Below are 24351 nucleotides of genomic sequence, written 5' to 3'. Positions count from 1 at the left end.
GACGCAGCCTGGATCAGGCCGCTGCCGGCTTCACCGCTGGCTTCACCTCGGCTTGAGCCTGCTGCCGTGCGATCGCCAACACGATCAGCGAGGCGATCACGCAGAGCGCGCCGGCGATGAAGAAGGCCGGCAGGTAGGTCTGATAGATCGTTCGCGACAGGCCCGCGCCGAATGCGGCGGCGCCGGCGCCGAGCTGGTGACCGGCGAAGATCCAGCCGAACACCAGATTGGCGCGCTCGGCGCCGAATCGCTGCGCGGTCAGGCGCACGGTCGGTGGCACGGTCGCGATCCAGTCGAGGCCGTAGAACATCGCGAACAGCGACAGGCTGTAAAACGTGAAATCCGAGAACGGCAGGTAGATCAGCGACAGCCCGCGCAGACCGTAATACCAGAACAGCAGATAGCGGTTGTCGTAACGGTCCGACAGCCAGCCCGAGACGATCGTGCCGAAGAAGTCGAAGATGCCCATCGCGGCGAGCAGGCTCGCAGCCTGCACCTGCGGAATGCCGTAGTCGAGACACATCGGGATCAGGTGCACCTGCACGAGGCCGTTGGTCGAGGCGCCGCAGACGAAGAAGGTCGCGAACAGAATCCAGAACGCAGGTGACTTCGAGGAGTCGCGCAGCGTGCCGAGCGCGGCCGCCAGGATCGGCGCATGGGCCGGCGGTGGCGCGGGGAGGGGCGCGGTGCCGTCATCGCCGAACGGGCGCAGACCGACATCGCTCGGCCGGTCGCGCATCACCAGCAGAACGGCAAAGGCGGCGACGCCGAGTAGGACGCAGACCAGCCCGAGCGCGACACGCCAGCCGTAGTGATCGGTGATGGTCGCGAGCAGCGGCAGGAAAGCGAGCTGCCCGGTCGCGACGCTCGCGGTGAGGATGCCGACCACGAGGCCGCGCCGCGCCACGAACCAGCGCGCAGCGATCGTCGCGCCCAGCACCAGCGCGGTCATCCCGGTGCCGATGCCGATCACGACGCCCCACAGCAGCATCAATTGCCAGACCTGCGTCATGAACAGGGACGCCAGCAATCCGGACACGACGATCAACTGTGCGGCCAGCGTCACGTTGCGCAGGCCGTAGCGGTTCATCAGTGCGGCGGCGAACGGCGCCATCAGCCCGAACAGGATGAAGCGGATCGACAGCGCCGACGAGATCTCGGCGGTGCTCCAGCCGAACTCTTTCTGCAAGGGCACGATGAAGACGCCGGGCGCGCCGACGGTGCCTGCCGAGATCAGCGCGGCGAGGAAGGTGACGCCGACCATCACCCAACCGTAGTGGATGTTGCGGCGGGCGAGGGCGGAAGCAAGCCAGTTCGAGATCATTGGGGTCCAAAGTGAATAGCAGAGGTGAAAAGCGGGGCGAGGGTCTTATTCGTGATGCTCACTATGGCACGTGGACGCCATGTCTAAAATGACATTGTTCCCTCGTTTTCGGACTCCTGAGGAGTCCGCGCAGCGGCGTCTCGAAGAATGCAGGCCGTGCACGGACCTCATGGTTCGAGACGCGCTTTGTGCTCCTCACCATGAGGGGCCGACGACGCAGTAGGACTAATTCGTCACCCGCTCGACTGCGATCGCGGTGGCTTCGCCGCCGCCGATGCAGAGCGCCGCGACGCCGCGCTTCAGGTTCTGCGCCTCCAGCGCATGCAGCAGCGTCACGATCAGCCGGGCGCCGGTCGCGCCGATCGGATGACCGAGCGCGCAGGCGCCGCCGTTGATGTTGAGCCTGCCCCTGTCGATTCCAAGGTCGCGCTGCGCCGCCATCGCGACCACGGCGAACGCCTCGTTGATCTCAAACAGATCGACGTCGTCGACGCTCCAGCCGACCTGGTCGAGCAATTTGCGGATCGCCGGGATCGGCGCCGTGGTGAACCACTGCGGCTCCTGGCTGTGGGTGGCGTGGCCCTTGATCTCGGCCAGCACAGGCAGGCCGTCGCGATCGGCGAGCGAGCGCTTCGCCAGGATCAGCGCCGCGGCACCGTCGGCATTGGCCGAGGAGGCGGCTGGCGTAATGGTGCCGCCCACGCGGAACGCCGGCTTGAGGCCGGGGATCTTGGCCGGATCGACTTTCAGCGGGTGCTCGTCGTTGGCGATGACGCGCGACCCGGCCTTCTCGGCCAGGGTGATCGGCACGATCTCGGCCTTGAACGCGCCGCCCTCGACCGCCTTGCGGGCGCGTGTCAGCGTTTCCATCGCGTAGGTGTCCTGGTCGGCGCGGGTGAACTGATAGGCCTCCGCGGTCGCCTCGCCGAAATCACCCATCGAACGGCCGGTCTCGTAGGCGTCCTCCAGCCCGTCCATCATCATGTGGTCGATGATGCGGTCGTGACCGGCGCGATAGCCGCTGCGCGCCTTCTGCAACAGATACGGCGCGTTGCTCATGCTCTCCATGCCGCCGGATACCACGATCTCGGCCGAGCCGGCCTTGATGATGTCGTGCGCCAGCATGGTCGCCTTCATGCCGGAGCCGCAGACCTTGTTGACGGTAGTCGCCCCAGTGGCGTCGGGCAGTTTTGCGCCGCGCGCAGCCTGGCGTGCCGGAGCCTGCCCTTGGCCGGCCGGCAACACGTTGCCCATGAACACCTCGTCGATGCGTTCGGGCGCGAGCTTGGCCCGCTCCAGCGCCGCGCCGATCACATGTGATCCGAGTTTGTGTGCGGGAAAGGGCGTGAGGTCACCCATGAAGCGGCCGAGCGGAGTGCGGGCGGCGGAGAGGATGACGACGGGATCGTGGCTGGTTGCCATGGCGGGACTCCCTTGCGTGCCGGAGGTTCTATTGAATTATGTACATCATATGATGCATTGCAAAAAATGGCAACCGACATGACAAATTGTCGTGGTCGCATGAATTCGAGCCATTCATTCATGCCGTCGTCCCGGCCCCCGTGCGCAACTGCGCACTAGGCCGGGACGACGCTGGGATAGATCTCGCTCGATGTCTCAACGCCGTCATTGCGAGGCGCCAACGGGTCGCGCGAACGCGCGCCCGATGACAGGCTCCGCGACGAAGCAATCCATTGCGCCGCATATGCGGGATCACGGATTGTCGCGGCGCCACGCGCCTCGCAAATGACGGGGATAGTTCCAGGTTCATATCTCAAGCAGCGCACTGTCATCACCCGCGAAAGTCCGGGATGACCTCGCGACAGTGCCAAGTTCTCCGCTGTCGTCCCTGCGAAAGCAGGGACCCATAACCACAGGATTGCGTTGCTGAAGCGCACTCTGGCTCCAACCTCGCAAGACAATGCGCAGCCGTGGTTATGGGTCCCGGCTCAAGGCCGGGACGACAGCGAGTATGTGGCGCAGCTTGTGAGTCATACATTCGCGTTCTCGCGACATGATCTGCCCGAGCTTTGCATCTCGTTCCGCCCTCTCTTGGACCGAGGGCGCAGGGAAAGCCGGGTGCCGATCGCACCCATGGGCCCCGAGCAATGGTAGAAAGCTCGGGGGTAGGACCACAGGTGTAACCGGAAACACTCCGGCTTTCCCTGCGCGATGGGTTACGGCTTATACGTGCTCGCCCCGGCGAGACTGGGCTTGGTTGTCACCGCCGTTGCAAGACGCAATTGCGTCTTGCAACAGGACACCTGCCACGAGGGCGTCAGGCCTGCACGACTTCGCCGTCCGCCTTATGCGCACTCGTCAGTTGCGCAAGCGGCGTCCACCGCATCTCGACCTAGCACTCGTGACGATCGCGAAGCGCCCCTCAGGCGGGTGAGACGGAGCTATTCATACACTGAGTTGTCATTACGATAAACCGAAATATTTTTGCTGCGGGGGCTTGACCCGTCGGGCAACTCAAGGATTCAGAGTTCGCGATGCCGACGAGGCGGAAAACCTCGACCATGCCGGCGCCTCATACATGCGTCACGTCTGCTTCACTCTCAAGCGGCGACGCTGAAGCCGACGCGGACGCATGTCGGCTTCGCGCCACGGACAACATCGATCTCTGATCTGGACGGCTCGACGAAGGTTCAGCTATGCCAGGGCGTGTTGCGGATGCGGACGCAGGCGTTCGGCTTGCGAAATGCAGGATCGCGATGCTCGATGTAATCGAAGTTGACCGTCCCGAACGTGGTCTGAGGCTTCTTCAAGGCCGAGCAAGTCTGTATCTCGAGAAATTCGTTCTTGAAGTCGCCGCGCGGAAATGCGGCGATCACGTGCGCGCGCTGCTCTGGCGTGTAGTCGTCATATCCGATACCCACGACATCCACCAAAACGCCTGCGTTGGTGAGAGCGATTTCCGGTCGCATGTATTGTGGAATCCCGGGCGTGGTGTGTAACGCAATCGCTTCCCACACCAGATCGGCCTTTGGCTCTGCGATGCCATGTGCCCGGAGAAATTCGCGCGCTGCGTCGGCGCCGTCGACCTCAAATCGCTTTGTCTCGGTGTGGTAGTGATCGATCAGGCCGAGATCGTGAAACAACGCCGCGACATAGAGCAGTTCGGAATCGAATTTCAGATTCTGGCGAATACCCTTCATCGCGCCGAACACATAGACGCGAACTGAATGGTTGAACAACATCTCGTTTTCATACTGGCGCACCAGCTCGGCGGCATCCCGTGCCAGCTTGCTGTCGGGGATCTTGACGCCGGAAATCACGTTGGTCATTTCCAGTCTCCTCGCTCAATCATCGATCTTCATCAAGCCGCCGCTACTGCGACGGCAGCCTGCGGCGTATTCCGGAAACTGATTGCCATGCGGTTATACGCATTCATCACGCTGACCGCGATGGTAAGATCGACGAGTTCACGTTCATCGAAGACCCCACGGGCGGCCTCGTAGGCGTGATCTGGAATGCCGGTATCCGCGACGCGAGTCACTGTTTCGGCCCATGCAAGGGCGGCGCGTTCGCGCTCGTCGAACAGATTGCCCGCTTCAGCCCACGCCTGCACCAGCGTCAGCTTTTCGATCTTCTGCCCGCTCTTGAGCAGCTCGCGCGTGTGCATGTCGAGGCAATAGGCGCAGTTGTTGATCTGCGATACACGCAGGTAGACGAGATTGATCAGCGTCGCCGGAAGCTTGCTCTGCAGGACGTAGCCGTAGACTCCGCCCAGGGCTTTTGCCCCTGCCGGCGCGATGCGGTTGTAGTCGAGGCGCATGGTCATGTTGCGCTCCTCAATGATCGTGCTGTTCGATGGGGACGGTCAGTTGCTTATCGTCGGTATCGACGACGAACACGGCGAGCAGCTTTGCAGGCTTCGTCTTGCTCGCGTTGCGGCTCACCGGATGGCGAGAGCCCGGCGTCTCGTAGAAGCTTTCGCCGGTGCGGTAGACCCGCGTCGGCCCGTCATTGACCTGCGATTCAATTTCTCCAGACAGCACGTAGCCGAAGATGAAAGCCGACTTGGCGTGGACATGCGAAGGCGACGCGCCGCCCGGCGCATAGTCGACGACGACGGCAACCAGCGACTTGCCGGGAATGTTGGTGATCGCCTGCTGGAAGGTCGGGGTGACCGTCTGGCCCGCTCCATCGGCGGAGGCAGGTATTGCCGTGGCAATCGCAAGGGCGGCACAGGCGGCGAGGATGGACGGAATTTGCATGGTCGGGCTCTCCTTTGCTCCCATAGGTGCTCCCGGCTTGGTCCATAAAAAAGTACCAAGAATGCACAAAAATCGTGTACCAGGGGGTATGGCCAGGCCGCTGCGATTGGAGCTTGATCGATCTGCGAAGACGCCTCTGGCGGAGCAGATCCGCAAAGGTATCGGCGCCGCGATCGAGAGCGGCCTGCTCGCCCCGGGGGCTCGTCTGCCCTCGTGGCAGGATTTGGCGGCTCAGCTTGGTGTCGCGCGAGGCACCGTGCGGGCGGCGTATGAAAGACTTTCCTCCGCTCAACTGATCGTCGCTTCGCGCGCGACCGGAACACATGTCGCGGATCGGCCTTCCTTCGCCGTTGTGCAGGAAGAAGCGCCCGACGCGGGCTCGTTCATGGAGATGTATCAGGAACTCACCGCGGGGCCGGCCATCTTCCAGATGGGCGTGCCCGCGCAAGAGACATTTCCCGCCAAGCTATTCTCGAGAATGTACACGCAGGCGGTTCGCGCGGAAATGAGCGCGCCGGCGCTCTACCCGGATCCGCGTGGCGAGTTGGAATTGCGGCGCGAGATCGCGGGGTACCTTGCGCTGGCACGTGGGATCGAGTGTACGCCGTCCCAGGTCATCGTCACGGGAGGCTTCAGCAGCGGCCTCGGACTGGCGCTTCGTGTTCTGGGTCTCGAACGGAAGAAGGTCTGGATGGAGGATCCAGGCTTTCCCTTCACCCGGCACGGTCTCGAGCTGGCCGGGTTGTCGATCGAACCGATCCCGGTTGACACAGATGGCATCGACGTCAGCTACGGCCTGGAACACGCTGCTGACGCAGCGCTCGTCGTCGTAACCCCCGGACAGCAGGCGCCGCTCGGATTCACATTATCGCTGGCAAGACGCGCGCGGCTTCTCGATTGGGCCGCTCAGGAGCGGGTGTGGGTGATCGAGGACGACTATCTGAGCGAGCTTCAGTTGAAGGGCCGGGCTACGCCGGCACTCGCCTCTCTCGATCGTGCCGGGCGCGTCATTCACATCGGGTCGTTCAGCAAAACCTTGACGCCTGCCTTGCGGCTGGGCTTCGTCGTTGCGCCTCCATCTCTGGCCCCCCGGTTTGCCGAAGTTGCCGCATGCCTCGCGCCGGCGCCTGGCCCGTCGGTGCAACTCGCGACCGCCGAATTCGTCCGCGACGGCCACTATCTGCGGCATCTTCGCCGCACGAAGCGGGTCTATGCAGCGCAGCGCGACGCATTGCTGAAATGCTTGAGGGCCCGCGGCAGAACAGTGACGATCGGCGGACTAGCCGCAGTCCTGCGATTGCCGGACGGCGCTTCTGACCTCTCGATCGCCAGGGAAACGGCATCATTCGGACTGGCGCCTACGCCTCTATCGCTCTGGTATGCGTCCAAAGCTTCGGCGCGATCCGGTCTGCTGCTTGGCATCGCCACGTCTCCACAAAAGAGAATCGAGGCATCCTGCGACCAGCTTTTCAACATCATTGATCGGCTCACCTGACAAACGGGATCGCGTTGTCACGCCCGGGAGACCAGCCGAACCGCAGGCACCGAACGCGCAGCAAGATCAGCGCGCGCGATTGTCCCGCATGCGAGGCGCGCGACTTTCCCTTAGTCCGTGCGCCAGATTCCGAGCAGGAATCGTCGCTTCGGCGCCGGGCCGGCCTGCTTCTTGACGTCGGACAGATCGACGGCATAGCGCTTCATCAGAAGCTTGATCACCACCGCAATAATCACAAAGGGCGTCACGTAGATCGCGAAAACTTCGAAGGCTCTCATGACATTCCTCCGCGATTTCGAGGCCGCGAGACTAGCACAATCTGCCGGCACGAAGCGGCCACATTCGCATCCGGCGCGTCAGGCGAACTGCGCAAGGCCGTGGCCGACCGACCAGTTCTCTTTCGGGGCGTCGAGCACAACGATGAACACGTCTTCTGGCCGGATTCCCGGATTCTCGCTGAGCAGCTCCGCCGTGCGCCGGAACAGCGCCTGCTTCTGTTCCGCGGTGCGGGTGTTGAACACGGTGACCTGGATGTAGACGACGCCGGCGCTGCGCGCGATGCCGTAACCGTTGCCGTAGTGGAAGTTGGCGGCGTCATGCTCGCTGATCGTCATGAAGTAATCGCCTTCGGGCACGTTGAGTGTCTCGCGCATCGCGCGGTACAGGCCGTCGAAGATGGCGCGGCGATAGGCGTCCGGCTTTCCGGCGCGCAGGGAGATGTGGACGAGGGGCATCGCGGATCCTGTCGGTCAGGCGGCCGGCGCAGCGCCGGGGTCGCCTTGAACTACCGGTTTTGTTCTTGACGTGATGTCAAAAACACATTCTTGACATTGTGTCAAATAATATCCGGCAAGAGCCCGAGGCGATCGCCTGCGGACATCGAGAGGAGACAGCCGTGAGGCCGCGCGAGTTTGATCATGACGATGTCCTGCGCATCGCGTTCGACCAGTTCTGGCGCAAAGGTGTGCGTGGCACGTCGCTCTCGGATATCGCGCGCGATGCCGGCGTCCAGCGCGGCAGTTTGTACAACGCCTTCGGCAGCAAGGAGGCGCTGTTTCTGTCCGCCTATGAGTGCTACGCGCGCGACTATCTCGCCTCCATCGAACGCGCGCTGAGCTCCGGGAGCCTGCGCGCGCGCCTCACCGCGTTCTTCGACGTGACGATCAAGAACATGTGCGCGGGCTCGCCGCCGCGCGGCTGTCCGACCACGCGCGGATTGATGGAGTTGGGATCGGCCGAAGGCGAGGGGCTCGACGAGGACGCGCGACAGGCCTTCGCGGCGTTGATGTCGCGCATCTCCGCTCTGCTGCAATCGGCGTTGTCGGAGGGCGCCGCGCGCGGAGAGTTCAACGGCGTGCCTGAGACGGCGGCGCTCCACATTGCCACCGTGACGCGCGGCCTGGCGGTGCTCGAACGCGCCTTCGGCGACGGGGCCAAGCTTCGCCGCATCGCAGCGCACACGGTCGATCTCATCCTCGGCGAAGCCCGCGGCTAGACGGTCATCGCTTCATCGCTGGATTGCGGCGCAGCACATGCCGCCCGGCATGGGCGCATGCAGCAGCCGCGATTGACAGCGACCACCTCGGCGGTACCTTGCCGAAAGGGGCGTTGTCCCCGGAATCGAAATAATCAAGACCCAAAACAACAAGAAAAGGGCAGGGAACGCCGTGACACGCGTTATCGCGTCTTGAGGGGAGGCACGCGGACATCCGCGCTCGCACCATTCCGCATCCGCAACTATCGCTTTCAATGGCCGTCCGATCTGCTCACCTCCTGGGCATTCGAGGTCGAGACTCTTGTGCTCGGCTGGTACATCATGGTCGAGACCGGCTCGGTGCTGCTGCTGACGGTGCTCGCCTCGCTGCAATATGTCGGGACGCTGATCGCGCCTGTGGTCGGCATGATCGGCGACCGCATGGGGCATCGCGATCTGCTGGCCGTGATGCGCTTTGCCTATACGGCGCTCTCCGGCACCATCATGACGCTGGCGCTGTCAGGCCACCTGGCGCCGCTCAACGTCATGATCATCGTCGCGATCATGGGGCTGATTCGGCCTTCCGATCTCGGCGTGCGCGGCGCGCTGCTCGCCGACATCATGCCGCCGGGGCAACTGGTCGGTGCCATCAGCCTGGCGCGCACGACGCAGGACAGTGCGCGCATCGCCGGCGCCCTGACCGGCGCCAGCCTGTTCGCCGCGCTCGGCATCGGTTTTGTCTATGTCGGAATCGCCTGCTTCTATTTCGTGGCGGCCATCCTGATGCTCTGCATGAGCCGTCCGGTTCAATCCCATGGCACGGCCGACCGTCCGGCGGATGCCACGCTCGCGGTCACCCTGCTGCGGGATCTCAAGGAAGGCATCGTCTACGCCTGGAGCGGGCCGGGAATGAGCGCGGCGCTTTGCGTCGCGTTCCTCGCTAATCTCACCGCCTTTCCCCTCACCAACGGACTGTTGCCTTACGTCGCCCGCGACATCTTCCAGACCGACCAGACCGGCCTCGGCTATCTGTCGGCGAGCTTCGCGGTCGGCTCGCTGATCGGCTCGATCACGCTCAGCATGGCTGGCGGCGTCCGCATCGCCCGGCTCCTGATCGGGGCGACCGTGGCGTGGTACGCCATGCTGCTGGTGTTCGTGGAGATCAGGACCATGCCGGTGGCGATGGCCTGCCTCGTGCTCGCCGGCATCGCGCAGAGCATGTCGATGATCTCGGCAGCGGTGATGCTGATGCGCAACGCCAGCGCTCATCTGCGCGGCCGCGTGATGGGCGTGCGCATGATGGTGATCTACGGCCTGCCGCTCGGCCTGCTGGCGGCGGGCAGCCTGATCGACCTGATCGGCTATTCCGCGACCGGCACGCTCTACGCCGCCGCCGGTCTCGTCGCGATGCTGGCCATCACGCTGCATTGGCGCGCCGACCTCTGGCCACTCCACGCCCCGGCGAATGCCAGGTGAGAGGCAGGTTGCGGGGGCGCGGCGCGATGCCGCGCCATGATCGGGCGTGCGGCAAAGACGCGGCGGTGGGGAGACGCTATCGTGGATCGTTTTTCGCGCGCCGATTGCCCGTGCCAAGAGATTTCATACCTTGATACCGCGATGCTCAGCCTGTTGACCCGGCTTGGACTGCGCTTCGACGACATCGTCGAAGAGCGCCGGTTCGTGGACCAGTATGTGCGGGGCAACATCGGCTGGACCCAGGTCGCGATGCTGCTCGGCGCGCTGACCTATGCCGGATATACGTTCTGGGACTGGTTTCTCTATCCCGAGATCGTGTCGACTACGCTTGCGATCCGCGGCGGCATCGCCGTGTTCGTTCTGCTGCCGCTGACGGCCTTGCTCGCCGTGCCCGCGATGAAGGCCTGGGCCGAGACGATCTTCCTGGTTTATTGCGTCATCCCGGGCTGCGTGCTGCCGACGGTCTATCTCGTCTTGCCCTCGGGCTTCACCTATGCGGCACCCGGCATGATCATGGTGATCCTGTTCGTCTCGACCATGCTGCCGCTGCGGATTGGGCCGCTGGCGGTGTTCTGTCTCACGACGTGGATCGCGCTCTGTATCGCCGAATCCGTCGCGCCGGGCTTGCCGGCAGGGCTGCGCTTCATCAACCATTCCCTCGTCCTCAACGCCTATGCGCTGTCGCTCTATGCCGTCGCCGCGCGCGAGTACCGCGCGCGCCAGCAGTTTCGGACGGCGGAGGCGCTCAAGCAGGAAAAGGAGCGCTCGGAAGCCTCGTTGCGCGATCTGCACGCAACTCAATCGCATCTCGTGCAGGCCGAGAAGCTAGCCTCGCTCGGGCAGCTCGTCGCCGGTGTCGCGCATGAGGTCAGCACGCCGCTCGGCCTGGCGCTGACCACGTCCACGGCGATGGAGGCTGACCTGCGCGCGCTGCGTGGCACGTTGAGCGGTGTCGCCGTCCGACGCTCCGACCTGACGAAGGGCATCGGGCGGATCGAGGAGGGGTTGCGGATCACCTTTGAAAACCTGCATCGGGCATCCGAGATGGTGCACAGCTTCAAGCAGGTCGCGATCCATCAAGCCGACGAGCAGCGCCATACATTTGAACTCGGGGGATGGCTCGCCGAGCTGATCTCGAAGCTCGGGCCGTTGCTCTCCCGTCAGGGTTTGATCGTCGACATCGCGTGCCCGCAAGGAATCGTTCTCAACAGCTATCCGGGCGCGCTGGCGCAGGTGATCAGCAACTTGGCGTTCAACGCGGCGGCGCACGCCTATCCCGACGGCCGCGGCGGGCCGTTCACGGTGACGGTGACACAACCGGATCAGGCACTGGTGCGGATTGCCTGCGCCGATCAAGGCGTTGGCGTCGCCGAGGAGTTGCAGGCGCGTGTGTTCGACCCGTTCATCACCACCGGACGGGAGAAGGGCAATATCGGGCTCGGCTTGCACGTTGTGTTCAACATCGTCGTGTCGTCGCTGAGCGGCCGGATCGCGCTGGAGAGCAAGCCCGGTTGCGGCACGCGGGTGTTCGTCGAGATTCCCGTCGCGAGCTGAGCGCGACGAAAGTTCGGTAGACGGCCCGGCCTAAGGGGCGTTGCCTTGGGACAGGCTGCATTCCTCTGCGGCGCAATGGCCAACATCGTGGCAACGGCTGGCTACCCGATCCTTAGATCTAACAGTGCGGTCCAAAAGGTCATGGCCAAGTCCCGCCAACAAGCTTCATGCCCCATCTATCATGCGCTTCCTGGATGAAGGCACTCAAACTATCGGCACCACTTGGAACGCACGGAGGTGTGCCGCATACGGGAAATACGAATCCCCGGCCGCCAGCACGAAAATAAATACCCAAGCCACGGGTATCAGTATTGTCTGCAAGCACCGAATACCCGCCAGCAGGCTCCCAAGGTTGGGACGAAATCTCAACGCTTTGAAGATATTCAAGCTCTTTGGAAGTTCGTGCGTCAGCGACGCGTGTCACAAACCCGCTTACAGCTCCAACAAGCTGGTATTTCTTTCCCACCAGATCACGAGAGAGCGCTTCCATAGCATCTGAGACAATGTCGAACTCTTTCTCGCCATCTGTCACCGGCAGCCTTAGCTGTTTGCCGTCAGCCGCTACGACTTGGCGCTCATCGGGGCCGGCATATTCCTTTCTCAGTACAGTGTATCTTTTGTAGTCATCGGCCGATCCGATGTATGCCCTCCGGCATTCGAAAAGTTCGTCATTCCGAACGAGGAATAATCGCTTCTCTTTTTGGTTCACCAGTACCAAAAATTCACATCCGCTGAGCCCTTCTTGCTGCGAGAGCCAAATGACGGGATCAATGTTAGGATTCGTATAGAGGTGTGACTTGAGTGCCTGAACCGCGCTGTACGCAGCGTCGAAGTCGCCCGCGAATGCCACAGCAAGTGCTCCATTCAGGATTTGAATCTTAAGGCTGTGATATTCCCCGTTGATCGGCCCCAAATCTCCCTTCAGTTCAAAGTGTTGATGGGTTACCAATGTATCACCTACCATGAAGCAAATGTCGTCCGTGCAATAGGCAACAACAAGCGTCACGGCGCACCCTCGGTGGTTATAAATCCAAACGTCAATTGACTTTAGTGCTCCGGGTAGCTTGAACGCTATCGGCATTTGGCTGCTGTCGAAGAAATACTGTCAGCAAGCGAGCGTAACCCTGATGCAGCCAACGGGTCGCGCGAATGCGCGCCCGATGACAGGCTCCGCGTAATCCGGGGTAACTCGTCCCTTGGATGACGCGCTCCCGGATTTCGCTGCGCTCCATCCGGGCTACAAGGCTTCAGGCAGCTACCGTTTGCGATCCAGGAATCCCTGCATGAGCCGCTGCGGCTCGCCGGTCAGGAACGACTGTCCGAATACGCCGACGCTGAGATTGACCGACTCGGTGAGCGGCAGCTCTTCCCATCGCCGCAGCAAATCCTTCTGGATCCGCAGCGCCTCCGGGCCGCATTCCAGCAGCGCCTTCACGGTGTGCTCGACGGCCTCGTCGAGGCCGCCGGGCTTTGCGACCGTATCGACCAGGCCCCAGGCGAGCGCGGTAGGCGCGTCGATGTTTTCCGCCGTCATCATCAGCCAGCGCGCGCGACCCCAGCCGATCAGCCGCGGCAGCAGCGCGGCGTGGATCACCGAGGGGATGCCGACGCGCACCTCGGGCATGCCGAACATCGCATCATGCGCGGCGACCCGCACATCGCAGGCGGCCGCGACCTCGAGCCCGCCGCCGAGGCACCAGCCGGGCAGCCGGGCGATGACAGGCGCCGGAAACTTGCGCACGGCCTCGCAGAGGTCGCGCAGGCGGCTGATGAACTGCTCGGCGGACTTTTGGTCGAGCTTCGCCATCTCCTTGATGTCGGCGCCGCCGATCATGCTCCGCTCGCTTTCGCCCGACAGGATCACCGCGCGGATGGACGGGTCGGCGGAGAGATGCTCGAACCCCTCGCGGACGCCGTTGGTCACCGCCGAGCTCACGATGTTCAGCTTGCCGGCGTTGCAGATCGTCAAGCGGACGACGCCTCTCGAGTCGCGGTCGATACCGCAATGGGGATTGAGCATGTCCATGGTGATAGTCTCGCAACAGGAATAGGTCGCGCCACTTCCCGGACAAGGTATGCTCCTGTCAAGGGATCGAGGCCGCGGTTACGCGCCAGTGCGTTCGGGAACCATTCGGTCGTAGGCAAGGCAAATCAAGCTCCGCCGCCAGACCAGCAACGGCAATCTTGCAGTGCACGCAACCGCGACCTTTTCCACGATCGCGGCGGATGCAATGACGAAATAACTACAGCTTTTCCGGCGCAAATCTGCTATTATATGATTGGAAACATTCCATGAGACCGGCATGCGCTATTCGAAAGAACACAAGCAGGAAACCCATGCGCGGATCGTGCGGAAGGCATCGGTCCGGCTGCGCGAAAAGGGCGCGCACGGCATCGGCGTCGCCGATCTGATGAAGGACGCCGGCCTGACCCATGGCGGCTTCTACGCGCATTTCGACTCGCGCGAGGCGCTGGTGATCGAGGCCTTCAACCATGCGATGGACCGTGGCACCGAACGCTGGCGCAAGATTGTCGCCGAGATGCCGCCAGAGAAGCGGCTTGCGACCATCGTCGAGGGCTATCTGACGCAGGTCCATCGCGACGATCCCGGCCATGGCTGCGCGATCCCGGCGCTCGGTGCCGAACTCGCGCGCGAGAGCCCGAAGACCCGCAAGGCGTTCGCGCTCAAGCTCGAGCAGATGATCGACATGATCGCCGACCAGATCCTGGATGTGCCGCGCAAGACCGCGCGCAAGCAGGCGATGGCGACGCTTGCGACGATGATGGGCACCATCGTGATGGCGCGGATCGCAGGCAGCGGCGAATTGTCCGACGAGGTGCTCGCCGCCGGCCGCGAGGCGGTGCTCGGCCGCGCCGCGGCGGCGAAGGCGCCGGCGAAGAAGGCGAAGGTGAGTTAGGCTCGTCGCGACGGCCCGGTCCGTCACCCTGAGGTGCTCGCCTCTTCGGCGAGCCTCGAAGGGCGACGGGCACAAGCGGGGCCGTGCATCCTTCGAGACGCGCGTACCGCGCTCCTCAGGATGACGGGTTGAGTGGCGAGACTCCTCACGGCCCGCTGAACAGGCCACGCTCGGCCTCGACCGTCTCGTAGATGTAATCGGCCGCCGCGCGGATGCGCGCGAGGTCCTTGCTGTCGGCGTGCATCAAGAGCCAGAAGGTGCGCGAGATCCGCACCTCGTCCGGCAGCACGGCCTGCAATTCCGGATGTGCGGTCGCCATGAAGTGCGGCAGCACGGCGATGCCGAAGCCCGCGATGGTCGCGTTGAGCTGGGCGATCAGATTGGCGCTGCGGAACTTGGCCGAGATCTTCGGCGAGACCTGCGGCAGATAGTCCAGCTCCGGCGTGAACAGGAGTTCCTCGATGTAGCCGACGAAGCGGTGGCGCGGCAGGTCGCTTCGTCCGGTGATGTCAGGCGCCTGTGCGAGATAGGCGGGTGCGGCATATAGCCCAAGCGTATAGTCGAGCAGCTTGCGGCCGACGATCCGGCCTTCCTTCGGCATGGTCAGGCTGATCGCGATGTCGGCCTCGCGCTTTGACAGGCTGAAGAGACGGGCGGTCGCGACAAGCTGCAGGTCGAGATCGGGATACCTCTCGGCGAATTTGACCAGCCGCGAGGCCAGGAAGTGGCTGCCGAACCCGTCGGGGGCGCCGATCCGCACCGTGCCGGTCAAATGCGCGCGCGAGCCGCCGACCGCCTCTTGGTTGGCTGCGATGGTGGATTCCATCGCCTCCGCGCTGTCGGCGACGCGCTGGCCGGCCTCGGTCAGCAGGTAGCCGGTCTTGCGGCGATCAAACAGTTTTGCGGAGAGGTGGCGCTCCAGCCGGTCGACACGCCGGATCACTGTGGCATGATCGACGCCGAGCTGCTTGGCGGCGGCCGAAACCGATCCGCCGCGCACGATGGCGAGCACGAAACGGAAGTCGTCCCAGTCGATTGTGCCGCCGCCTTGATCCAGCATTTCCGCACATCTATGGTGCAATTTATCGGACTTGAATCCTATAAAATGCAGGGTCAATAGGGTTTGTAAAGCGATCTCGCCGGCAGGCTGGCGATTCAGGTCTTCAAGGGAGGTTTTTCATGCGCTCAATCGGACATTTCATCGGTGGCAAGGAGGTCAAGGGCACCTCGGGCCGCACGGCTGACGTCTTCGAGCCGATGACCGGCGAGGTCCAGGGCAAGGTGGCGCTGGCCTCCAAGGCCGAGGTCCGCGCCGCGGTCGAGAACGCCAAGGCCGCGCAGCCGGAATGGGCATCGACCAACCCGCAGCGCCGCGCTCGCGTCATGATGCGCTTCCTCGAACTGGTGCAGCGCGACTATGACAAGCTCGCCGAGCTGCTTGCGCGGGAGCACGGCAAGACCGTTCCCGACGCCAAGGGCGACATCCAGCGCGGCCTCGAAGTGGTCGAGTTCGCCTGCGGCATTCCGCACCTGATGAAGGGTGAGTACACCGAAGGCGCCGGCCCCGGCATCGACATCTATTCGCTGCGGCAGCCGCTCGGAGTCGTCGCCGGCATCACGCCGTTCAATTTCCCGGCGATGATCCCGATGTGGAAGTTCGCGCCGGCGATCGCCTGCGGCAACGCCTTCATCCTGAAGCCCTCCGAGCGCGATCCCGGCGTGCCGATGGCGCTTGCCGAGCTGATGATCGAAGCGGGCCTGCCGGCCGGCATCCTCAACGTCGTCAACGGCGACAAGGAAGCGGTCGACGCCATCCTCGACGATCCCGACATCAAGGCGATTGGCTTCGTCGGCTCGACCGCGATCGCGGAATACATCTACACCCGCGCGGCCCAGACCGGTAAGCGCTGCCAGTGCTTCGGCGGCGCCAAGAACCACGCCATCGTGATGCCCGATGCCGATATGGACCAGGCCGTCGACGCGCTGATCGGCGCGGGCTACGGCTCCGCCGGCGAGCGCTGCATGGCAGTGTCGGTCGCTGTGCCCGTGGGCAAGACCACCGGCGACCGCCTGATGGAAAAGCTGATCCCGCGCGTCGAGTCGCTCAAGATCGGCACCTCGGTCGATCCGTCCGCCGATTACGGTCCGCTGGTGACGCGCGAGGCGGTCGAGAAGGTCAAGAACTACATCGACGTCGGCGTCAAGGAAGGCGCCACGCTCGCCGTCGACGGCCGCGGCTTCAAGATGCAGGGCTATGAAAAGGGCTTCTATCTCGGCGGCTCGCTGTTCGACAACGTCACCAAGGACATGCGGATCTACAAGGAAGAGATTTTTGGCCCGGTGCTGTCGGTGGTGCGTGCCCACGACTACAAGGAGGCGCTGGCGCTGCCGTCCGACCACGACTACGGCAATGGCGTTGCGATCTTCACCCGCGACGGCGACGCGGCACGCGACTTCGCGGCCAAGGTGAATGTCGGCATGGTCGGCATCAACGTGCCGATCCCGGTGCCGATCGCCTATTACACCTTCGGCGGCTGGAAGAAGTCGGGCTTCGGCGACCTCAACCAGCATGGTCCGGATTCGATCCGCTTCTACACCAAGACCAAGACGGTGACGTCGCGCTGGCCGTCCGGCGTCAAGGAAGGCGCTGAGTTCTCGATCCCGACGATGAAGTAACGCGAGATTGGAGTGAGCTTCGGCAGTATCGGGAAATCACCTCTCCCTTTGGGAGAGGTCGGCGCGAAGCGCCGGGTGAGGGGGCACGGTCTCTCGTTGGAGCGGTACCCTCTCACCCGATTTGCTGCGCAAATCGACCGCTCCCCGTTGGGGAGAGGTGACCTCACCCTGTGGGGGCATTGAGATGCAGTTCGCTCTCAACGAGGACCAGATCGCGGTTCGAGACATGGCGCGCGCGTTTGCCGCGGAGAAGATCGCGCCGCATGCGCTCGAATGGGACGAGAAGAAGCACTTTCCTGTCGACGTGATGCGCGAGGCGGCGAGCCTCGGCATCGGCGGCATCTACATCCGCGACGACGTCGGCGGTTCGGCGATGACCCGCTTCGACGCGGCGTTGATCTTCGAGGCGCTGGCGATGGGCTGCCCGACCACGTCGGCCTTCATCTCGATCCACAACATGGCGTCCTGGATGATCGATGCCTACGGCAACGACATCCAGCGCCACAAGTGGCTGCCGAAGCTCTGCACCATGGAGCTGCTGGCAAGCTACTGCCTGACCGAGCCCGGCGCAGGCTCCGACGCCGCTGCGCTCCGCACGCGCGCGGTGCGCGATGGCGACCACTACGTGCTCAACGGTCAGAAGCAGTTCATCTCCGGCGCCGGCGGCACCGACCTTCTAGTTGCGATGGTGCGAACCGGCGGCGACGGACCCGGCGGCGTCTCGACGCTGGTGATCGACGGCAAGACGCCGGGCGTATCGTTCGGCGCCAATGAGCGCAAGATGGGCTGGAACGCGCAGCCGACCCGCGCGGTCATGTTCGAGAATGCGCGCGTGCCGGTCGAGAACCGGCTCGGTGAGGAGGGCATCGGCTTCAAGATCGCGATGGCCGGTCTCGACGGCGGCCGTCTCAACATCGCGGCGTGCTCGCTCGGCGGCGCGCAGGCGGCGCTCGACAAGGCGCTGGCCTACATGAAGGACCGCAAGGCGTTCGGAAAGCGGCTCGACGAATTCCAGGCATTGCAGTTCAAGATCGCCGACATGGCGACCGAGCTCGAGGCTGCGCGCACCTTCCTGTGGCGCGCCGCGGCCGCGCTCGACCGCAAGGATCCGGACGCCGGCATGCTCTGCGCGATGGCCAAGCGCTTCGGCACCGATGTCGGCTTCGAGGTCGCCAACCAGGCGCTGCAACTGCACGGCGGCTACGGCTATTTGAGCGAATATGGCATCGAGAAGATCGTGCGCGACCTGCGCGTGCACCAGATCCTCGAAGGCACCAATGAAATCATGCGGCTGATCGTGTCGCGCAAGTTGATCGAGGGCGCGCGATGAATGACGCGACAGCGGCAGACGGCGACCTGATCGTCCGGCGCGAAGGGGCGCTGGGCGTGATCCGGCTCAACCGGCCGAAGGCGATCAACGCGATGACGCTCGAGATGTCCGAGGGCATCGACGCGGCGCTGGACCGGTTCGAGCACGATGGCGAGGTCGCCGTGGTGCTGCTGGAAGGCGCCGGCGAGCGCGGCCTGTGCGCCGGCGGCGACATCCGCGGGCTGTACGAGAGCTCGAAGGTGGGGGGAGACCTCGGCAAGGTCTTCTGGCGCCAGGAATACATCATGAATGCGCGGATCGCGAAATATCCGAAGCCCTACGTCGCGTTCATGGACGGCCTCGTGATGGGCGGCGGCGTCGGGCTGTCCGCGCACGGCCGTCATCGCGTGGTGACGGAGAAGACCAAGCTCGCGATGCCCGAGGTCGGGCTCGGCTTCTTCCCCGACGTTGGCGGCACCTATCTGCTGTCCCGCGCCCCGGGCGAGCTCGGCACCTATTTTGGATTGACCGGAGCGACGATGAATGGCCCTGACGCGATCTACGCCAAGTTCGCTGACGCAGTGGTGCCGAGCGCGAAGCTTGCGGCGCTGCGTGAGGCGCTGACCCAGGTTCGGCCGGGCACGACGTCGGCCGCGATCGACAGCCTGATCCGCGGCTTTGCGACCGGCGAGACGGCCGGTCCGGTCGCTGCGCTGCAGGCGAAAATCGATGGCTGGTTCGCACGCGGTCGGATGGAAGACATTGTCGAGGCGCTGAAGGCCGACGGGTCCGACCTTGCGCAGGCGATGCTCACGACGCTGGGCGAGAAGTCGCCGCGCGGCATGGTCGTGACGCTCAAGCTGCTGCGGCTGGCGCGGGCGACTGCAACGCTGGAGGAGTGCCTGGTGCGCGAATATCGCGCCGCGCTCGAAGTGTTCGCCAGCGACGACTTCCGCGAGGGCGTGCGCGCCGCCGTGATCGACAAGGACCGCAATCCGAAATGGTCGCCGCCGCGAATTGAGGACGTGACGCCGGAGATGGTGGCGCCATACTTCGCCGGGATCGGCGCCGACGAACTGACATTTCCAGACAGCAAATAGAAACGTCGCAAGCGGAGGAGCTTCCATGGCAAACGTTGCATTCATCGGGCTCGGCAATATGGGCGGGCCGATGGCGGCCAATTTGGTCAAGGCCGGCCACAAGGTCACCGCGTTCGATCTGGTCGCGGCGTTGCGCGATCAGGCCAAGGCAGATGGCGCCGCGATCGCTGAAAGCAGCGTCGCCGCGGTGAAGGGCGCCGACGTCGTCATCACCATGCTGCCGGCCGGCAAGCATGTGCTCGGCGTCTGGACCGACGTTCTTCCGGTGATGGCCAAGGGCACGCTGATCATCGACTGCTCGACCATCGACGTCGAAAGCGCCAAGCAGGCGCACGCGCTTGCGGCCAAGCACGGCATGGCCTCGGTCGATGCGCCGGTCTCGGGCGGCACCGGTGGCGCCAAGGGCGCGACGCTGACCTTCATGTGCGGCGGCGCGGACAAGGCGTTTGCGACGGCAAAGCCCGTGCTGGAGAACATGGGCAAGAAGATCGTGCATTGCGGCGCCGCCGGCGCGGGGCAGGCAGCCAAGATCTGCAACAACATGATCCTCGGCATTTCCATGATCGCGGTGGGCGAAGCCTTCGTGCTCGGCGAAAAGCTCGGCCTGTCGCATCAGGCGCTGTTCGACGTCGCCTCGACCTCGTCGGGGCAGTGCTGGTCGCTGACGACTTATTGCCCGGTTCCCGGCCCGGTGCCGACCTCGCCGGCCAACAATGACTACAAGCCGGGCTTCGCGACCAACTTGATGCTGAAGGACCTGACGCTGGCGCAGGACGCGGCCAGGACCGCCGGGACGGCGACGCCGCTCGGCCAGCATGCGCAGGAGATCTATAAGACCTTCGACGCAACCGGTCATGGCGGGGTCGACTTTTCCGGGATTATCCAGCACGTTCGGAGCCTCGCTGGAAAGTAATTTTGGTTGCGTCATCCTGAGGTGCGAGCACCAGCGAGCCTCGAAGGATGCGGTGCCCGTGGCCCATCCTTCGAGACGCCGCGCAATGGCGTGGCTTCTCAGGATGACGCCCAGAAGACGTGGTGAAGCACCATGACCACATTTCAGGACGCACGCGCTTTTCTGCTCAAGTACCGCACCGACTACGAGACCGCGGTCAAAAATTTTCGCTGGCCCGACCCGGTGCCGTTCAACTGGGCGCTGGACTGGTTCGACGCCGAATTGGCACGCCATCCCGACAGTCGCGACCGGCCGGCGCTGTGGATCGTCGATGCCGCCAGTAACAACGAGACGAAGCTCTCCTTCGCCGAACTGTCGCGCCGTTCCAACCGGGTGGCAAACTTCCTGCGTGCGCAGGGGCTGAAGCGCGGCGATCATCTCCTGCTGCTGCTCGGCAACGTCGTGCCGCTCTGGGAGACCATGCTGGCGGCGATCAAGCTCGGCGTCGTGGTGATCCCCGCGACCACGCTGCTGACGGGAGACGAATTGCGCGACCGGCTCGATCGCGGCAAGGCAAAGGCGGTTGTCGCGGCGCAGGATCAGGTCGCGAAGTTCGCAGGCCTTGGCAGCGACAAGCTCGTGCGCATCGTGATCGGCGCGACGCAGTCGCCCGAGGGCTGGCTGCCGTTCGAGGATGCGGCCAAGGCCTCCGAGAGCTTCACGCCCGATGACCCGACCCAGGCCGACGACCCGATGCTGCTGTATTTCACGTCGGGCACCACGGCGAAGCCGAAGCTGGTGCGGCACAGTCAGCGCAGCTATCCGGTCGGCCATCTCTCGACGATGTACTGGATCGGGCTGCAGCCCGGCGACATCCACCTCAACATCTCTTCGCCCGGCTGGGCCAAGCACGCCTGGAGCTGCTTCTTCGCGCCGTGGAACGCCGGCGCCACGATCTTCATCGCGAACCAGCCACGCTTCGAGGCGAAAGGACTGCTCTCGATCATCGGCCGCTGCGGCGTCACCACGCTGTGCGCGCCACCGACGGTGTGGCGGATGTTCATCCAGGAGCAGCTTGCGAGCTACAAGGTCTCGCTGCGCGAGGTCTGTGGTGCCGGCGAGCCGCTCAATCCCGAGATCATCGACCAGGTCAAATCGGCCTGGGGTCTCACCATCCGTGACGGCTACGGCCAGACCGAAACCACGGCGCTCGCCGGCAACCCGCCGGGACAAAAGGTGAAGGTCGGCTCGATGGGCCGTCCGCTGCCGGGCTATCGCGTCCAGGTGTCAGACAATGACGGCCAGCCGGCCAGGGAAGGCGAGGTGACGCTGCTGCTCGGCGCCAACCGGCCGGCTGGGCTGATGCAAGGCTACCAGGGCGATGATGGCAAGCTCGGCGGCGCCGACGGCGACATCTATCGCAGCGGGGACGTCGTGTTCACCGATGACGAAGGCTATCTCACCTTCGTGGGCCGCACCGACGACGTGTTCAAGTCCTCCGACTACCGGATCTCGCCGTTCGAGCTCGAGAGCGTGCTGCTCGAGCACGATGCGGTGGCCGAGGCCGCCGTGGTGCCGAGTCCGGATCCGATCCGGCTTGCGATCCCGAAGGCTTATGTGCTGCTGGTCTCCGGCGTCGAGCGCACGCCGGAGACGGCACTCTCGATCTTCAAGCATCTGCACAGCCGCCTTGCGCCATTCAAGCGCATCCGCAAGCTCGAACTGGTCACCGAACTGCCGAAGACGATCTCCGGAAAAATCCGCCGGGTGCAGTTGCGCCGGCTCGAACATGACGATAATCGCAGCGATGCGTTGCGCGGAGTCGAGTTCCGTGAGGAAGAATTCCCGGAGCTGCAGAAAGTGCGGTCGGGTTCGGAGAGCTAATCGATGAATGAAGTCTGGAAGAAACCGCCGGTGTCCCTGGAAACCTACCAGGGCATGGTCGGCAAGGAGATCGGTGTGTCCTCATGGCATCTGATCGATCAGGGCCGCATCAACACCTATGCCGACGTGATCGAAGATCACCAGTTCATCCATGTCGATCCCGAGCGCGCCAGCAAGGAAACTGCCTTCGGCACCACGATCGCGCACGGCTTCCTCACGATGTCGCTGATGTCAATCATGTCCTACGAGGTCATGCCTGTCGTCGACGGCACCGCGATGGGCGTCAACTACGGGTTCGACAAGCTGCGCTTCATCTCGCCGGTGCGCGCCGGCAAGCGGGTCCGTGGCCGCTTCGTCCTGGCGGAGGCCACGCTGCGCAAGCCGAAGGAATTGCTGTCGCGCACCAACGTCACGGTCGAGATCGAGGGTGAGGAAAAGCCCGCCTTGGTCGCCGACTGGCTCGGCCTGATCTATTTCAACTAAGGCGTCATGAGATCGAGTGAATAGCAGTCGCGAAGAGACTGCGCTCCCGCCTGCGGGTCTGCAAGCGGGAGAGGTGGAGCGAGCCCGGATCAACCTGCCGTCATAGGTGGTGCATTGCTCGCTTGGTCCACGTAGCGCATTGACGGCGACGATCCCTGGTGTTCATCATCCCTCCGTAGGCGGTGCGGTCCCGGGAGTGGCAGCCATGGTGCAGAACATCGTCGCCGGACTTGTCGTGGTCGCTTTGATTGTGATTGGTCTCATTAGCTTCGCCCAAGAGCACCACGAGTGCTGGAACGGGCACCTGCTCAAAACCTTGAAGCCCTGCGGATCGATGACCCCTTCGGTATAGCGCGCCCGTGGCGGTCAGGGTCGGGCTTGACCCGGCCATCCATCGCTGCTCAAAACGTCTCCAGCCTCTTCAGGCCGTTCGAGCTACACCCTCTCCCCTTGCGGGAGAGGGTGGCGCAATCGAGCGGAGCGAGATGAAGCCGGGTGAGGGGTCTCTCTCCGCGAGCTCATCTGTGGAGAGAACCCCTCATCCGGCGCTGCGCGCCACCTTCTCCCACAAGGGGAGAAGGGAAGAAGTACAGGAATCGACGGCATGGCAATCAGGTTTGACGGACGCGTCGCTATCGTCACCGGCGCGGGCAACGGCCTCGGACGGGCACATGCGCTGGGGCTCGCGAGCCGCGGCGCCAAGGTCGTGGTCAACGATTTCGGCGGCGCACGCGACGGCACCGGCGGCTCGCTGTCGCCGGCCGAGACCGTGGTCGAGGAAATCCGCAAGGCGGGCGGCACTGCAATGGCCGACGGCGCCGACGTCTCGAATTTCGAGCAGGTCACCGCGATGGTCGAGCGCGCCACCAAGGAGTGGGGCAGCGTCGACCTATTGTGCGCCAATGCCGGGATCCTGCGCGACAAGTCGTTCGCCAAGCTCGAGGTCGCCGACTGGGACAAGGTGCTCGGCGTGCATCTCACCGGCACGTTCTACTGTTGCAAGGCGGTGTGGGCCGGCATGCGCGAGCGCAACTACGGCCGCATCGTGCTGACGACTTCGTCGTCGGGCCTGTTCGGCAATTTCGGCCAGGCCAATTACGGCGCCGCCAAGGCCGGCATGGTCGGCCTGATGAACGTGCTCGCCGAGGAGGGCCGCAAGAACAATATCAAGGTCAACACGATCTCGCCGACCGCGGCCACCCGCATGACCGAGGAACTGCTGCCGCCGCAGGCGCTGGCGCTGATGAAGCCGGAAGCGATCACGCCGGCGGTCGAGTTTCTGCTCAGCGAAGACGCGCCGACCCGCACCATCATGGGCGCCGGCGCCGGCTCGTTCGCCGTCATCAAAGTGCTGGAGACCGAAGGCGTCAACCTGCCACAGTCCGAGTGGACGCCTGACGCGGTCGCCGCGCATTTCAATGAGATCGGCGACATGTCGACCGCGAAGGCGCTGCAGGGCGCGTTCGAGCAGACGCAGAAATATGTCGCCCAGGCCGCCGCGCGCGCGGGGATCAAGCTGTAAGGGACGCACTGTCCTTTCAAC

23 protein-coding genes are annotated in these 24351 nt (G+C 64.1%); 13 read left to right on the top strand and 10 right to left on the bottom strand.

The annotated features are described in order from the left end of the window. Positions 1–13: 13 nt before the first annotated feature. The 5 genes from P6U25_RS21765 to P6U25_RS21745 form a co-directional block, all read right to left on the bottom strand. Positions 14–1324 carry an MFS transporter gene (locus P6U25_RS21765; protein ID WP_407146823.1) on the bottom strand — a complete coding sequence of 437 codons (1311 nt, stop codon included), beginning with the start codon at positions 1322–1324 and terminating at the stop codon, positions 14–16. A 225-nt stretch (positions 1325–1549) separates the two neighbouring features. Beyond that, positions 1550–2746 carry a thiolase family protein gene (locus P6U25_RS21760; protein WP_407146822.1) on the bottom strand — a complete coding sequence of 399 codons (1197 nt, stop codon included), beginning with the start codon at positions 2744–2746 and terminating at the stop codon, positions 1550–1552. Positions 2747–3975: 1229 nt separating this feature from the next. Next, positions 3976–4614, bottom strand: a complete 639-nt coding sequence (locus P6U25_RS21755; protein ID WP_407146821.1) for an HD domain-containing protein — start codon at positions 4612–4614, stop codon at positions 3976–3978. 32 nt (positions 4615–4646) lie between these two features. Beyond that, the gene (locus P6U25_RS21750; RefSeq protein ID WP_407146820.1) at positions 4647–5111 is read right to left on the bottom strand and encodes a carboxymuconolactone decarboxylase family protein; all 465 of its coding nucleotides are present in this window, start codon (positions 5109–5111) and stop codon (positions 4647–4649) included. A 10-nt stretch (positions 5112–5121) separates the two neighbouring features. Then, on the bottom strand, positions 5122–5547 hold the full coding sequence (locus P6U25_RS21745) for a cupin domain-containing protein (protein WP_407146819.1): 426 nt from the start codon (positions 5545–5547) through the stop codon (positions 5122–5124). Positions 5548–5635: 88 nt separating this feature from the next. Between P6U25_RS21745 and P6U25_RS21740 the strand changes: the two genes are divergently transcribed. Next, positions 5636–7042: a PLP-dependent aminotransferase family protein gene (locus P6U25_RS21740; protein ID WP_407146818.1), complete on the top strand. Its 1407-nt coding sequence runs from the start codon at positions 5636–5638 to the stop codon at positions 7040–7042. Positions 7043–7152: 110 nt separating this feature from the next. Here P6U25_RS21740 and P6U25_RS21735 read toward each other — a convergent pair whose 3' ends face one another. Together P6U25_RS21735 and P6U25_RS21730 are read right to left on the bottom strand one after the other, a co-directional pair. Next, positions 7153–7320: a hypothetical protein gene (locus P6U25_RS21735; RefSeq protein ID WP_407146817.1), complete on the bottom strand. Its 168-nt coding sequence runs from the start codon at positions 7318–7320 to the stop codon at positions 7153–7155. A gap of 78 nt (positions 7321–7398) precedes the next feature. After that, complete coding sequence (locus P6U25_RS21730) at positions 7399–7776, bottom strand: tautomerase family protein (RefSeq protein WP_407146816.1); 378 nt, start codon at positions 7774–7776, stop codon at positions 7399–7401. 161 nt (positions 7777–7937) lie between these two features. On the opposite strand from P6U25_RS21730, the gene P6U25_RS21725 reads away from it, so the two are divergent. The 3 genes from P6U25_RS21725 to P6U25_RS21715 all read left to right on the top strand — a co-directional run bounded on the left by P6U25_RS21725 (position 7938) and on the right by P6U25_RS21715 (position 11546). After that, the gene (locus P6U25_RS21725) at positions 7938–8537 is read left to right on the top strand and encodes a TetR/AcrR family transcriptional regulator (protein ID WP_407146815.1); all 600 of its coding nucleotides are present in this window, start codon (positions 7938–7940) and stop codon (positions 8535–8537) included. A gap of 192 nt (positions 8538–8729) precedes the next feature. Further along, on the top strand, positions 8730–9992 hold the full coding sequence (locus P6U25_RS21720; protein ID WP_407146814.1) for an MFS transporter: 1263 nt from the start codon (positions 8730–8732) through the stop codon (positions 9990–9992). Positions 9993–10133: 141 nt separating this feature from the next. Then, on the top strand, positions 10134–11546 hold the full coding sequence (locus P6U25_RS21715) for a sensor histidine kinase (RefSeq protein ID WP_407152574.1): 1413 nt from the start codon (positions 10134–10136) through the stop codon (positions 11544–11546). A 139-nt stretch (positions 11547–11685) separates the two neighbouring features. On the opposite strand, the gene P6U25_RS21710 is transcribed toward P6U25_RS21715, so the two are convergent. Both P6U25_RS21710 and P6U25_RS21705 read right to left on the bottom strand, forming a co-directional pair. After that, entirely contained in the window at positions 11686–12552 is an 867-nt protein-coding gene (locus P6U25_RS21710; RefSeq protein WP_407146813.1) for a hypothetical protein, read from the bottom strand. A 249-nt stretch (positions 12553–12801) separates the two neighbouring features. Next, positions 12802–13572 (bottom strand): enoyl-CoA hydratase, encoded by a 771-nt coding sequence (locus tag P6U25_RS21705; RefSeq protein ID WP_407146812.1) that lies wholly within the window; start codon positions 13570–13572, stop codon positions 12802–12804. Between the two features lie 277 nt (positions 13573–13849). On the opposite strand from P6U25_RS21705, the gene P6U25_RS21700 reads away from it, so the two are divergent. Continuing rightward, positions 13850–14464 carry a TetR/AcrR family transcriptional regulator gene (locus P6U25_RS21700; protein WP_407146811.1) on the top strand — a complete coding sequence of 205 codons (615 nt, stop codon included), beginning with the start codon at positions 13850–13852 and terminating at the stop codon, positions 14462–14464. Between the two features lie 145 nt (positions 14465–14609). Here P6U25_RS21700 and P6U25_RS21695 read toward each other — a convergent pair whose 3' ends face one another. Beyond that, entirely contained in the window at positions 14610–15524 is a 915-nt protein-coding gene (locus P6U25_RS21695) for a LysR family transcriptional regulator (protein WP_407146810.1), read from the bottom strand. Between the two features lie 119 nt (positions 15525–15643). Between P6U25_RS21695 and P6U25_RS21690 the strand changes: the two genes are divergently transcribed. The 8 genes from P6U25_RS21690 (at position 15644) to P6U25_RS21655 (ending at position 24330) form a co-directional block, all read left to right on the top strand. Continuing rightward, a complete protein-coding gene (locus P6U25_RS21690; RefSeq protein WP_407146809.1) occupies positions 15644–17140 on the top strand; it encodes a CoA-acylating methylmalonate-semialdehyde dehydrogenase in 1497 nt (498 codons plus the stop codon). 184 nt (positions 17141–17324) lie between these two features. After that, entirely contained in the window at positions 17325–18470 is a 1146-nt protein-coding gene (locus P6U25_RS21685; protein ID WP_407146808.1) for an isobutyryl-CoA dehydrogenase, read from the top strand. Further along, positions 18467–19549 (top strand): enoyl-CoA hydratase/isomerase family protein, encoded by a 1083-nt coding sequence (locus P6U25_RS21680; RefSeq protein WP_407146807.1) that lies wholly within the window; start codon positions 18467–18469, stop codon positions 19547–19549. Before P6U25_RS21685 ends, P6U25_RS21680 begins: the two co-directional genes overlap by 4 nt. 25 nt (positions 19550–19574) lie before the next feature. Beyond that, positions 19575–20462: a 3-hydroxyisobutyrate dehydrogenase gene (gene mmsB, locus P6U25_RS21675; protein WP_407146806.1), complete on the top strand. Its 888-nt coding sequence runs from the start codon at positions 19575–19577 to the stop codon at positions 20460–20462. A gap of 132 nt (positions 20463–20594) precedes the next feature. Beyond that, entirely contained in the window at positions 20595–22325 is a 1731-nt protein-coding gene (locus tag P6U25_RS21670) for an AMP-binding protein (RefSeq protein ID WP_407146805.1), read from the top strand. A 3-nt stretch (positions 22326–22328) separates the two neighbouring features. Then, positions 22329–22808: a MaoC family dehydratase gene (locus tag P6U25_RS21665; protein ID WP_407146804.1), complete on the top strand. Its 480-nt coding sequence runs from the start codon at positions 22329–22331 to the stop codon at positions 22806–22808. Between the two features lie 205 nt (positions 22809–23013). Next, positions 23014–23160, top strand: a complete 147-nt coding sequence (locus P6U25_RS21660; RefSeq protein ID WP_407146803.1) for a hypothetical protein — start codon at positions 23014–23016, stop codon at positions 23158–23160. Positions 23161–23412: 252 nt separating this feature from the next. Beyond that, positions 23413–24330, top strand: a complete 918-nt coding sequence (locus P6U25_RS21655) for an SDR family NAD(P)-dependent oxidoreductase (RefSeq protein ID WP_407146802.1) — start codon at positions 23413–23415, stop codon at positions 24328–24330. Positions 24331–24351 lie beyond the last annotated feature (21 nt).

It is taken from the genome of Bradyrhizobium sp. ORS 86 (assembly GCF_045571475.1).
In the GTDB taxonomy this organism is placed as follows: domain Bacteria; phylum Pseudomonadota; class Alphaproteobacteria; order Rhizobiales; family Xanthobacteraceae; genus Bradyrhizobium.
The sequence above is the reverse complement of the archived record's forward strand: the minus strand, read 5'-3'. Positions and strand labels throughout refer to the sequence as shown.